Annotated in this window: 8 protein-coding genes; 4 read left to right on the top strand and 4 right to left on the bottom strand. The window is 66.5% G+C overall.

Annotation, left to right across the window (positions count from 1 at the left end):
* Positions 1-7: 7 nt before the first annotated feature.
* A complete protein-coding gene (locus ACQR0W_RS14065; protein WP_316171312.1) occupies positions 8-1726 on the bottom strand; it encodes an outer membrane beta-barrel protein in 1719 nt (572 codons plus the stop codon).
* A 170-nt stretch (positions 1727-1896) separates the two neighbouring features.
* On the opposite strand from ACQR0W_RS14065, the gene ACQR0W_RS14060 reads away from it, so the two are divergent.
* Positions 1897-2898: a KpsF/GutQ family sugar-phosphate isomerase gene (locus ACQR0W_RS14060; protein ID WP_315716550.1), complete on the top strand. Its 1002-nt coding sequence runs from the start codon at positions 1897-1899 to the stop codon at positions 2896-2898.
* 51 nt (positions 2899-2949) lie between these two features.
* Here the strand turns inward: ACQR0W_RS14060 and ACQR0W_RS14055 are convergent, their stop codons facing one another.
* Positions 2950-3492, bottom strand: coding sequence for a carboxymuconolactone decarboxylase family protein (locus ACQR0W_RS14055; RefSeq protein WP_315716551.1), 543 nt, complete (start codon positions 3490-3492; stop codon positions 2950-2952).
* A 142-nt stretch (positions 3493-3634) separates the two neighbouring features.
* On the opposite strand from ACQR0W_RS14055, the gene ACQR0W_RS14050 reads away from it, so the two are divergent.
* From ACQR0W_RS14050 to ACQR0W_RS14040, 3 genes are all read left to right on the top strand, one after another.
* Positions 3635-3904, top strand: coding sequence for a winged helix-turn-helix transcriptional regulator (locus ACQR0W_RS14050; protein ID WP_315716709.1), 270 nt, complete (start codon positions 3635-3637; stop codon positions 3902-3904).
* A gap of 87 nt (positions 3905-3991) precedes the next feature.
* Positions 3992-4807 (top strand): arylamine N-acetyltransferase family protein, encoded by an 816-nt coding sequence (locus ACQR0W_RS14045; RefSeq protein ID WP_315716552.1) that lies wholly within the window; start codon positions 3992-3994, stop codon positions 4805-4807.
* 15 nt (positions 4808-4822) lie between these two features.
* The gene (locus tag ACQR0W_RS14040) at positions 4823-5638 is read left to right on the top strand and encodes an arylamine N-acetyltransferase family protein (protein ID WP_316171313.1); all 816 of its coding nucleotides are present in this window, start codon (positions 4823-4825) and stop codon (positions 5636-5638) included.
* 557 nt (positions 5639-6195) lie between these two features.
* On the opposite strand, the gene ACQR0W_RS14035 is transcribed toward ACQR0W_RS14040, so the two are convergent.
* Both ACQR0W_RS14035 and gltB read right to left on the bottom strand, forming a co-directional pair.
* The gene (locus ACQR0W_RS14035) at positions 6196-7644 is read right to left on the bottom strand and encodes a glutamate synthase subunit beta (RefSeq protein ID WP_315716554.1); all 1449 of its coding nucleotides are present in this window, start codon (positions 7642-7644) and stop codon (positions 6196-6198) included.
* Positions 7645-7919: 275 nt separating this feature from the next.
* Positions 7920-12656: a glutamate synthase large subunit gene (gene gltB, locus ACQR0W_RS14030; RefSeq protein ID WP_315753660.1), complete on the bottom strand. Its 4737-nt coding sequence runs from the start codon at positions 12654-12656 to the stop codon at positions 7920-7922.
* Positions 12657-12983 lie beyond the last annotated feature (327 nt).

Here is a 12983-nt window from a genome sequence, read left to right as displayed (position 1 = left end):
GCTGGGTTCAATTCTGCAGCCTCACGCCGACCATCACCACCGTGCCGGAAGAACCGGCGCCGGTGATGTTCGAATCCAGCTTGTCGTAGCGCAGCGTGCCCTTGACCCAGACGTTCCGCGACATCTTGTAGACGAGGTTGCCTTCGGCCGAATAGGTGCGGTCGCTGCGGCCGTAGCCCTGATAGTCGAGCGTGCCGAAGCTGAACTTGCCGATGCCGGTCAGCCAGCGGCGGAAATCGTGGTCGACCTGCACCGTGTAGGTGCGCACCAGCACGCCGGAGGCGCCGGCCACCGTGGTTTCTGCGAGCTGCGTGTCGGAGAGAAACCGCGCGGTGGTCAGCGGCGTCGCCGACCACACCAGCGAGGCCGTGGTGAGGAAGCCCTGCAGCCGGTTGAGCCGCGGGTCGACATAGCTGCGCGTGGCATAGCCCATCGAGACCTCGCCGGTCAGGAGCCGGGTGAACTCGAACGAGGTGCCGGCCTTGGCATAGCCGCCCGAGGAGTCGCGCTGATAGCCCGAGCGATCGACCCGCTGGTCGTGCACGCGGCTGTCGCCCTGGATCTCGGCGAACGGCTTCAGGCCGGGCATGACCTCGTAGGACACCCGGCCGATGCCGCCGAACTGGTTGTAGTTGCGGTCGTCGTTCGACGTCATCGTGCCGTCGGTCAGCTTGCTCTGCTGATAGCTGGTGCGATCGGCGGTGGCGCCCGCCGAGACCTGCAGCCGGTTGAAGCGCTGGTCGATGCCGACGGTGGTGCCGAGCGTGGTGTAGACCGGATAGCGCGCCAATCCAGCTTGCACGCTGGGACTGCCGGGATTGTCGGTCGCGGCACGCAGCCGGAGCTGGGCGCCGACCGAGGTGTCGCGGCTGACGTCGAGGCGGCCGTCGACATGGCCGGTGAAGTCGGGGCGGTCGAGCGTGGTCGGCGCCGAATTGATGCCGCCATCCATGATAGCCGGCAGGGTGCTGCCATAGCCGGTGAAGGAGCCCCGCAGGTCGGCGACGAGGGCGTGACGCTCCCAGTTCGACACCGCCAGGAATTCCGGCGCGATCACCCAGGCCGGCATGCCGCGCGGCTTGGCGAGGCGGGCCGGGTTGCTGTCATAGCCGGCCGAGAGCTCCACCGCGCCCTTGATCAGGAACGGCCCGGCGTAGTCGCCGACCGCGCCGAACGGGTCGTCGTCGATTCTGAGGCGCTTGCGCGGCGGCTGGCCGGGCACGGTGCCTGCCATGGCAGGCGGGAGCGGCTGCCGGTTGGCGGAGGCCGAGGGCGGCAGGGTCGGGCGCAACTGGCCGGTGAGCTCGCCGGACGGCCGCGTGCCGGGGCCCGGCGCCGGCTTGGGCCGCGCCTGGGCGGGATAGTATCTCGGCTTCTTGCGGGTGCGATTCAGCGAATCATAGCCGACATCGGATGCGCCGCTGGCCGCGGGTACACCGGGCAGGGGGACCAGATTTCGTCGTGCGGCCGAGCTGGTCGGCGCAGGCGTCGCGGGCAGCCCTGGCGTCGGGACGGCATCGGTCAGGCCGCTGACCACGGTCCGCCGCAACGGGGAGTCCTGCGGAGCCAGGAAGCCGTCGCGCACCGGCCGGAACACGTCGATGGTCTGGGAGTGGGCCGCATCGGGGCCGAGCGCGCCGAGCAGCAGGCATGCGGCGGAGGCGCCGCGCCACACCGCGCGCCTTCGCGCGCGTCCTGCGCGGCCGCTGTCAGGCCTCCACCCCACGATGAAAATACTCCAACAAAATCAATTGCGTCGTCGGGACACCCGCGCCGCCCGGCAAACCGCGTCGTTAAGGGAGTAAAAACAAATATGGTTAATGGGCTGTTGATGGCGCCTTGCTGCCTTACCCATGCTAAAGAGCGGCGCCTGACTGTTCAGCCTTGGAAGTCCGCATGCCGAGATCGAAGCCGTTGCCCGACACCGCTCCCGCCAACGCAGATATCCAGTCGGCACTGCGCACGCTCGATGCCGGCAGCAACGGCATTGCCGCGATCTCCGCGGCGCTGTCGGGACCTCTGGGAGCGGCCTTCGCCGCCGCCGTCGAACTGATCCGCCAGGCGAAGGGCCGGGCGATCCTCACCGGTCTCGGCAAGTCCGGCCACGTCGCCCGCAAGATGGCCGCCACGCTCGCCTCGACCGGCACGCCCGCGTTCTTCGTGCATTCCGCCGAGGCCGGCCATGGCGATCTCGGCATGATCACCTCGGACGACGTCGTCATCGCGCTGTCGTGGTCCGGCGAGCAGCCGGAGATGAAGACGCTGGTCAACTATACCAAGCGCTTCGCCATCCCGCTGATCGCGGTCACCTCGAATGCGCAATCGTCGCTGGGGCAGGCGGCGCGCATCGTGCTGGAGCTGCCGAAGGCGCGCGAGGCCTGCCCGCACAATCTGGCGCCGACCACCTCGACCCTGATGCAGGCCGCGATCGGCGATGCGCTCGCGATCGCGCTGCTCGAAGGCCGCGGCTTCACCGCGCTGGAGTTCGCCAATTTCCATCCGGGCGGCAAGCTCGGCGCCATGCTCAAGCACATCTCGGACCTGATGCGCTCGGGCGACGCGGTGCCGCTGAAGCCGCTCGGCACCGGCATGCCGGATGCGCTGGCCGAGATGTCGGCCAAGGGGCTCGGCTGCGTGGTCATCGTCGATGCTCGTGGTCACGTCGCCGGCATCATCACCGACGGCGACCTCCGCCGGAAGATGCGCGCCGATCTGTTGTCCGCATCGGTCGAGGAGATCATGACGGCGAACCCGCGCACCGTGCGCCGCGAGGCGCTGGCCTCCGAGGCGCTGGAGATCCTGAACTCCGCCAAGATCACGACGCTCATCGTGACGGATGGCTTGAAGCCGGTCGGCATCCTGCACATGCACGATCTGTTGCGGGCCGGGGTGGCCTAGCTCGAAGCGTCGTTTGCGGGCGCCCGGCTGCCGCGCGCTTGGGAAGACCGGTCAGCCTGCGTTGAATCGTGCCGCATCGGCCTCCAGCGGCAGCTGCAGTGCGTTCGCGACATACGACACGGTGCGATAGAAGCCGCACAGCAGGATGATTTCCAGCACCTGATCCTCATCATGATGCAGGCGGAGGCGGGCGAATTCGTCGTCGCTCAAGGTCGACCGTTGGTGCAAGGCATCGACCGCAGCGATCAGGGCCTGTTCGGGGGCCGACCAGCACGCCGCTTCGGCCGGTGCATTCACGGTGGCGTCGATCTGTTGCGCCGTCAGGCCGGCGTCTGAGCCGAAGATGCGGACGTGCACGCCCCATTCGTACTCGCACGCATTCAGCGCGCAGGTCCGATCGATGACGATCTCGCGCTGACGCAGGGACAGCGGGCCGCGGTCGAGCAGGCTGCCGCCGCGAAATTTGGTCCAGGCGCGCGCATGGCCGGCCATCACCCGGAACAGCATCAAGGGCGGCGCCCCGCGCATGATCTGGTCGAATTGCGCCTGGATGTCGGCCGGGTAGGGCGGCTGCAGCGGGGCGATCCGGGGCATGGCGGTTCCTCCTGTGCGGTGCTACATTTACTGTAGCAGTATGCTACGCTTTCCGTAGCGCTTGGCAAGCTGTTGGAGAGTTTTCGTGCCGAAAGACGTTCAACCGCGCCGGGTGCGCGGCTCGCGCTCGGGCCGGCCGGTCATGGCGCTGCTCGATCTGTTGGGCCGGCGCTGGTGCCTGCGCATCGTCTGGGAGCTGCGCGACGACGCCCTGACCTCCCGGGCGCTGCGCGCGGCCTGCGACGAGGCCTCGCCGACCGTGTTGCAGGCGCGGCTGGACGAGCTGCGCGAGGCGGGCTTCATCGTGCTGGGCGACAGCGGCTACGAGCTGACGCCATTGGGGCGCGAGCTGTTGGAGACCTTCCTGCCGCTGCATCGCTTTGCCGAGCGCTGGAGCCGGCAGACGGGATGAGCCGAGCTTGGGCACGTGCGCGGTCCCGTTCTGGCCGGGCACGGCGGCGTCGTGCTATGGGCTCGTCCGAGACAGGGAGCAGAGCCGATGCCGGGCGCATTCGATCTGGATAAATATCTCGTGCGCATCGGCTATCGCGGGCCGCTGGCGCCGACGCTCGAGACGCTGGCCGGATTGCAGGCCGCCCATGTCGATGCGATCGCCTTCGAAGGCATCGATCCGCTGCTCGGCCGGCCCGTGAACATCGATCTCGCCTCGGTCCAGGCCAAGATCGTCGACGGCCGCCGCGGCGGCTATTGCTTCGAACAGAATGCGCTGCTGAAAGCGGCGCTGGAGGCGATCGGCTTTGCGGTGACGCCGCTCTCGGCGCGGGTGCGGTGGCGGCTCGATGCCGATGCGCCGCTGACGCCGCGCACGCACATGATGCTGAAGGTGGACCTGCCGGAGGGGCCTCATCTCGCCGATGTCGGTTTCGGCTCCTGCCTGCTCGATACGCCGCTGCAGATGGTTGCCGACATCGAGCAGCCGACCGCGATGGGTACGTTCCGTCTGACGCTGTCTGATGGGCTGTATTGGCTCGCGGCGAAGCAGCCGGCCGGCTGGCGCACGATGTATGTGTTTGATCTGGTGCCGCAGATTCATGCCGACTATGTGCTCGGCAACTGGTTCACCTCGACCAGCCCGTTGACGCCGTTCACCTCGATGCTGATCCTGGAGCGGTTGACGCGTGAGGCGCGCTACAAGCTGGTCAATCGCCGCCTGGTCATCGAAGCGCGCGATGGCGAGGTGAGGAGCGAACAGATCATCGAGACGCCCGAGACGCTGCGCAGCGTCATCGAGGAGGTGTTCGGGCTCACGCTGCCGGTGCCCGTCGATGTGATCTGGAAGCGCATCGAGAGCTGACGGGAAAGCGTTGCGATGGCCGGTGAGCTTCAGCTGGATTCCTATCTCGCCCGCATCGACTATCGCGGGCCGCTCGCGCCCGACCTGTCGACGCTCGCAGCGCTGCAGGCCGCGCATGTCGACGCGCTGCCGTTCGAGGCGCTCGATCCGCTGATGGGCCGTCCCGTCCATGTCGACCTGCGGTCCGTGCAACAGAAGCTCGTGCTCGGCCGCCGCGGCGGCTACTGCTTCGAGCAGAACGTGCTGTTCCAGGCGGTGCTTGAGGCGATCGGATTCAAGACCACCGGCCTGGCCGGCCGGGTGCGCTGGCGCTCGGCGCCGACCGATCCGCTCGGGCCGCGCCAGCACATGATGCTGCTGGTCGAGGTCGATGGCCGCCCGTATCTCGTCGATGTCGGCTTCGGCATCTGCATGATGGATGCGCCCATTCGTCTCGAGCTCGGACCCGAGCAGCAGACGCCGATGGGAACGTTCCGCGTCGGCACGTGGGACGGGCTCTATACGGTCAGCGCGAAGCAGCCGACGGGCTGGCGCATGATGTATGCGTTCGACCTCGCGCCGCAGATCCATGCCGATTATGTGCTCGGCAGCTGGTACACCTCGACCAGCCCGAACGTGCCGGCCACGCATACGCTGATGATGGAGCGTGTCGAGCCCGGCATACGTCACAAGCTGGTCACCCGCCGCTATCAGCGGCAGGCGCGCGATGGCGAAGTCGTCGAGGAGCGTGTGATCGAGAGCGCTGCCGAACTCGGCCGCGTCATCGACGAGATCTTCCGGGTGACGCCGCCGGTGCCGGTCGAAGACATCTGGGCAAGGACCAAGGCCTGATCACTCTCCGATGGCGCGAGTCAAAACGCGTATTCGCGTGATCAGCGCGGACATGATCACGCGCGAACTGCATTTGAATGGAATGCCGCCGCGGCCATTGTGCTTATCTTAAGAGTCGCAGCTTTAGGTTGCGGGAACCAAGGGGGCTCGCGGCGTCCTGCCGTCGAACAGTGGGGACCGTCCACATGGCTGACATCGTGATGCTCGCGGTGCGCGCAATCCTCGAAGGCACGCCTGCTGCCGAGCCGGGCCGCTGTCGCTGCACGCGGCCTCATCCCGCCTGACACCGGAGCCGCGCGAGGCGCGGCTCATCCGAGCTGGCCCGATGGCCAGGACGGGTGGGGGCTTCACGGTGACACGTCGACCCTGACGCTTCGACGCTCATCCGATCGATCATGGACCGTCGACCTGACCTGCCACTTCAGGCCGTGCGGAGATTCATGTCGAGGAAGCCCCCACCCCTTTTTTGTTTCACGTTCTGCTGACTGGACGCGATCTTGACCCAACAGTCGGTGCAAGCCCGTCCAGTTAGCGAAACAGGGTGTTCACGCCACGGCTCAGCGCGGCAGCTCGGTCTTGCCCATCAGGAACTTGTCGACGGCCTGGGCGCACAGGCGGCCCTCGCGGATCGCCCACACCACCAGGGACTGGCCGCGGCGCATGTCGCCGGCGGAGAAGACCTTCGGCAGCGAGGTCTGGTAGTCCGTCAGGTTGGCCTTGACGTTGCCGCGCGGGTCGAGATCGACGCCGAGGCTCTTGAGCAGGCCCTCATGCACCGGATGGACGAAGCCCATCGCCAGCAGCACCAGATCGGCCGCGAGCACGAACTCGGTGCCGGGAATCGGCTTGAACTGCGCGTCGACGCGGACGCAATGCAGCTTCTTGACCGCGCCGTTCTCGCCTTCGAACTTCTGGGTCAGCACCGCGAACTCGCGCGCCGCGCCTTCGGCCTGGCTCGACGACGTCCGCATCTTCAGCGGCCAGTTCGGCCAGGTCAGCGCCTTGTTCTCACGCTCCGGCGGTGCCGGCATGATCTCGAGCTGGGTCACCGACAGCGCGCCCTGGCGCAGCGAGGTGCCGATGCAGTCGCTGCCGGTGTCGCCGCCGCCGATCACGACGACATGCTTGCCGCCGGCCAGGATGTCGGTCGCGTTCACGGGCTCGTTGCCGACTCGGCGGTTCTGCTGCGGCAGGAAGTCCATCGCGTAATGGATACCGGTGAGATCGCGGCCGGGAATCGGCAGGTCGCGCGGGGCTTCCGCACCGCCGGTCAGCGCCACCGCGTCGTAATCCTTCAGCAGCGACGTCGCATCGAGGCCGTCCTTGCCGCCGACATTGACGCCATAGTGGAAGGTAACGCCTTCGCCTTCCATCTGGGTGATGCGGCGGTCGATGATGCCCTTCTCCATCTTGAAGTCGGGAATGCCATAGCGCAGCAGGCCGCCGGCCTTGGCGTGCTTCTCAAAGACATGGACGTCGTGACCGGCGCGCGCCAGTTGCTGGGCGCAGGCCATGCCGGCGGGGCCGGCGCCGACGACCGCAATCTTCTTGCCGGTTTTCACAGCGGCCGGCTCCGGCTTCAGCCAGCCGTTCTCCCAGGCCTTGTCGACGATGGCGCATTCGATCGTCTTGATGGTCACCGGATTGTCGTCGATGTTCAGCGTGCACGACGCCTCGCACGGGGCCGGGCAGATGCGGCCCGTGAACTCGGGGAAGTTGTTGGTCGAGTGCAGATTTCGCGACGCCTCTTCCCAATTTCCGTTGTAGACGAGGTCGTTCCAGTCCGGGATCTGGTTGTTGACTGGACAGCCGGTGGTGCCCGGTGCGGCCGAGCCGGTGCCGTGGCAATAGGGAATGCCGCAATTCATGCAGCGCGCCGCCTGGTCGCGCAGCTCCTTCTCGGAGAGCGGTACCACGAACTCGTTGAAGTTCTTCAGACGCTCGGCAACCGGCGCGTACTTGCGATCGTGCCGCTCGATTTCGAGAAAACCTGTGACCTTGCCCATGACCTACGACGTCCCTTGTCATCGTTTCCGTCATTCCGGGACGGCGCGTTAGCGCCGGACCCGGAATCTCGAAGTTGTGGGGCGAGATTCCGGGTTCGCGCTTCGCGCGCCCCGAAATGACGCCGTCTCTCATTCGCTCCGTCATTGCGAGGAGTGTCAGCGACGAAGCAATCCAGACTTTCTCCTGGGCCCTGGATTGCTTCCGCCTACGCCCCAAGGGGCTTCGGCGGACAAGTCGCTGCGCTCGCAATGACGCCTTGGTTGTGGCCTGCGCCTCAGGCCCCGATCGCGATCTTGGGCTCGGCGTCGGCGTTGGCGGCGAGCTCCTTCAGGGCACGGCGGTATTCGACCGGCATCACCTTGCGGAACTTCGGCGCGAAGTCCTTCCAGTTCGCCAGGATGTCGGCGGCGCGCTTGGAGCCGGTCGCCTTGGCGTGGCGCGAGATCAGCACGTGCAGCCGCTCGACGTCGGACGCCAGCAGGTTCTTGAACACGTCGACCCGGCCATGCGCCTCGAGATCGCCCATCTGGTGATAGGTGTCCTCTGCGATCATCTCCTCGGACAGCACCGGCTCGAGCTCGACCATCGCCATGTTGCAGTGCTTGTCGAAGTCACCGGCCTCGTCGAGCACATAGGCGACGCCGCCCGACATGCCGGCCGCGAAGTTGCGCCCGGTCTTGCCGAGCACGACGACGATGCCGCCGGTCATGTATTCGCAGCAATGATCGCCCGCGCCTTCGACCACGGCGACCGCCCCCGAGTTACGGACCGCGAAGCGCTCGCCGGCGATGCCGCGGAAGAAGCACTCGCCGGAGATCGCGCCGTACATCACGGTGTTGCCGACGATGATCGATTCCTCCGGCACGATGCCGGAGTTGCGCGGCGGCTTGACGATGATGCGGCCGCCCGACAGGCCTTTGCCGACGTAGTCGTTGCCTTCGCCTTCGAGCTCGAAGGTGACGCCGTTGGCGAGCCAGGCACCGAAGGCCTGACCGGCGGTGCCCTTCAGGCTGACATGGATGGTGTCCTGCGGCAGGCCGGCATGGCCGTAGATCTTGGCCACCGCGCCCGAGAGCATCGCGCCCGCCGAACGGTCCGTGTTGTTGATCTCGGCCTCGATCTTGACGGGCGCGCCGCGGTCGAGCGCGGGTTTGGCCTGCTCGATCAGCTTGCGGTCGAGCACGGCTTCCAGATGATGGTCCTGCTTCTCGGCGTGATGGATCTTCTGGCCCGGCGCCTCCTTCTGCTTCACGAACAGCTTGGAGAAATCGAGGCCCTTGGCCTTCCAATGCGCGACCAGCTTGGACTGGTCGAGCATCTGGGTCTGGCCGACCATCTCGTTGAAGGAGCGATAGCCGAGGCTCGCCATGATCTCGCGGACTTCCTCGGCGACGAAGAAGAAGAAGTTGATCACGTGCTCGGGCTGGCCGGTGAAGCGCTTGCGCAGCACCGGATCCTGGGTGGCGACGCCGACCGGGCAGGTGTTGAGATGGCACTTGCGCATCATGATGCAGCCGGCGGCGATCAAGGGAGCGGTGGCGAAGCCAAATTCGTCGGCGCCGAGCAGAGCGCCGATGACGACGTCACGTCCGGTGCGGAAGCCGCCGTCGACCTGGACCACGATGCGGCTGCGCAGCCGCTCGCGCACCAAAGTTTGGTGCGTTTCGGCGAGACCGATCTCCCACGGCGAGCCGGCATGCTTGATCGAGGTGAGGGGAGAGGCACCGGTGCCGCCCTCGAAGCCCGCGATCGTGACATGGTCGGCGCGCGCCTTGGCAACGCCGGCGGCAACCGTGCCGACGCCGACTTCGGAGACGAGCTTGACCGAGACCTGGCCGTCGGGATTGACGTTCTTCAGGTCGTAGATCAGCTGCGCGAGATCCTCGATCGAGTAGATGTCGTGATGTGGCGGCGGCGAGATCAGGCCGACACCCGGCGTCGAGTGACGCACCTTGGCGATGGTGGCGTCGACCTTGTGGCCGGGCAGCTGGCCGCCTTCGCCGGGCTTCGCACCCTGCGCCATCTTGATCTGCATCATGTCGGAGTTGACGAGATACTCCGTCGTCACGCCGAACCGGCCCGAGGCGACCTGCTTGATCGCCGAGCGCATGGAATCGCCGTTCGGCATCGGCTTGAAACGGTCGGCTTCCTCGCCGCCCTCGCCGGTGTTCGACTTGCCGCCGATCCGGTTCATGGCGATCGCGAGCGTGGTGTGCGCCTCGCGCGAGATCGAGCCGAAGCTCATCGCGCCGGTGGCGAAGCGCTTGACGATCTCCTTGGCCGGCTCGACCTCGTCGAGCGGGACCGGCTTGCGCTTGTCGTCCTCGGCCGACTTGATCCGGAACAGACCGCGCAGGGTCAGAAGCCGCTCGGACTGCTCGTTGAGCAGCCTCGCGAACGCCTGGTAGCGCTCCCTGGAATTGCCGCGCACGGCGTGCTGCAGCGTCGCGACCGACTCCGCGGTCCACGCATGGTCCTCGCCGCGGGTGCGGAAGGCATATTCGCCGCCGACATCGAGCGCGGTCTTGTAGACCAGCGCGTCGCCGAACGCGTCGCGGTGGCGGCGCGTGGTCTCCTCGGCGATCTCGGCCAGACCGACGCCTTCGATGCGGGTGTGGGTGCCGTAGAAGAACTTCTGCACGAACTCGGCCTTCAGGCCGACCGCGTCGAAGATCTGCGCGCCGCAATAGGACTGGTAGGTCGAGATGCCCATCTTCGACATGACCTTGAGCAGGCCCTTGCCGATCGACTTGATGTAGCGCTTGACGACCTCGTAGTCGCTCAGCGCGCCCGGCAGCTTGTCCTTGAGCGCGATGATGGTCTCGAAGGCGAGATAAGGATTGATCGCCTCTGCGCCGTAGCCGGCCAGACAGGCGAAGTGATGCACCTCGCGCGGCTCGCCCGACTCCACCACGAGACCCACCGACGTGCGCAGGCCGGTGCGGATCAGGTGATGATGCACGGCGGCGCAGGCGAGCAGCGACGGGATCGGAATCCGGTCGGCCGAGACCATGCGGTCGGACAGGATGATGATGTTGACGCCCTCGCGCACCGCGGCTTCGGCGCGGCCGCAGAGATCGTCGAGCACCTGCTCGAAGCCGGCCGCGCCCAGGCTCGCATCGAAGGTGGTGTCGAGCGTGCGCGAGACGAAGTGGCTGTCGGACACTTGCGAGATCGAGCGGATCTTCTCGAGGTCCGCATCGGTCAGGATCGGCTGATGCACCTCGAGCCGCTTGGTCGAAGCGACGCCTTCGAGGTCGAACAGGTTCGGCCGCGGACCGATGATCGAGACCAGGCTCATCACCAGCTCCTCGCGGATCGGGTCGATCGGCGGGTTGGTGACCTGGGCGAAGTTCTGCTTGAAGTAGGTGAAGAGCAGCTTCGGCTTGTCCGACAGCGCCGAGATCGGCGTGTCGTTGCCCATCGAGCCCGTGGCCTCCTCGCCGGTCGCCGCCATCGGCGTCATCAGGATCGCGATGTCTTCCTGGCTGTAGCCGAACGCCTGCTGCCGGTCCAACAGCGGCAGGTTGGTGCGCGCGCCAGTGGTCGGCGCGTCCGGCAGCTTCTCGACCTGGATCTGTGTGCGCGCGAGCCACTCGGTGTAGGGATGGCTGGCGGCGAGCTGCGCCTTGATCTCGTCGTCCGGGATCAGGCGACCCTCCTCGAGATCGACGAGCAGCATCTTGCCCGGCTGCAGCCGCCATTTGGTGACGATCTGCTCCTCCGGAATCTTCAAGACGCCCATTTCGGACGCCATCACGATGCGGTCGTCCTTGGTGACGAGGTAGCGCGCCGGCCGCAGGCCGTTGCGGTCGAGCGTGGCGCCGATCTGGCGGCCGTCGGTAAAGGCGATCGCGGCCGGGCCGTCCCACGGCTCCATCAGCGCGGCGTGATATTCGTAGAACGAGCGGCGCTCCTCGCTCATCAGCGGATTGCCGGCCCAGGCTTCCGGGATCATCATCATGACCGCGTGCGGCAGCGAGTAGCCGCCCTGCACCAGGAATTCGAGCGCGTTGTCGAAGCAGGCAGTGTCGGACTGGCCTTCATAGGAGATCGGCCAGAGCCGGCTGATGTCCTTGCCGAACAGCTCCGACGACACCGACGCCTGCCGCGCCGCCATCCAGTTGACGTTGCCGCGCAGCGTGTTGATCTCGCCGTTGTGCGCGATCATCCGGTAGGGATGCGCCAGCGACCAGGTCGGGAAGGTGTTGGTCGAGAAGCGCTGATGCACCAGCGCCAGCGCGCTCTCGAAGTCCGGCTCGTGCAGGTCGGCGTAGTACTTGCCGAGCTGGTCGGCCAGGAACATGCCCTTGTAGATCACGGTCCGGCACGACATCGAGCACGGATAATAGCCCGACATGCCGCGGTCGCGACGCTGATAGATCGCTTGCGAGATCGACTTGCGGAGGATGTAGAGCTTGCGCTCGAACTCGTCCTCGGTCTTGGCGGCGCCGTTGCGGCCGATGAACACCTGCATGCTGCGCGGCTCGGTCGGCTTGACGGTCACCCCCAGCGAGGAGTTGTCGGTCGGCACGTCGCGCCAGCCGAGCAGCACCAGGCCTTCGTCCTCGATCTGGTCGGCGATGATGCTCTTGATGACGTTCCGCCACGCTTCGTCGCGCGGCATGAACAGCGCGCCGATGGCGTATTCGCCCGGAGCCGGCAGCGTGAAGCCGAGCTCCTTCGCCTTGCGCGAGAAGAAGGCGTGCGGGATCTGCACCAGGATGCCGGCGCCGTCGCCGAAGCGCGGGTCGGCGCCGACGGCGCCGCGGTGCTCCAGATTGCAGAGGATGCTGAGCGCGTCCGCAACGATCTGATGCGACTTCTGGCCCTTGATGTTGGCGATGAAGCCGACGCCGCAGGAATCCTTCTCCTGGCTCGGGTCGTACAGACCTTCGGCTTCAGGGCGCCACGTATGCAGCTCGCGGGTGATCTCGGCCGGTTTCTCATGCGAATCCACAGCCAGCACCGCGCCGCCCAAAATTCCGTGCTCGACCTTCGATCCGCTCATATCCGTCCCCATAAATTATTGGTCAGGGCCTTCACCACAGTCCGGTACAGTCCGTCCGGCGCACCCCGGGCGCTGCGCGGGCCCCTCTCCGGAGCCAACGCTCGTCCTTCTCAGCGAGCCGCATTTGCAGAATTCAGGCCAGTGTCCGGGGGACCATGTCCCCGCTGGACGACCGCGGCCCGTTCATGTCGCAGCGCCCTCAGGCGCCGTAACATCATTGCAAAGTCTCGGTCACCTTTGCAACGAAATTTTAGACAGCATTTCTGTCCTAAACCGCAAGATGCCAAACTTTAACCTATCACACAAGCACTGCGGAGTCCTGTGGTC

The organism is Bradyrhizobium sp. HKCCYLRH1034 (assembly GCF_051168375.1).
GTDB lineage: Bacteria > Pseudomonadota > Alphaproteobacteria > Rhizobiales > Xanthobacteraceae > Bradyrhizobium.
This window is presented reverse-complemented; position numbering and strand designations above follow the sequence as displayed.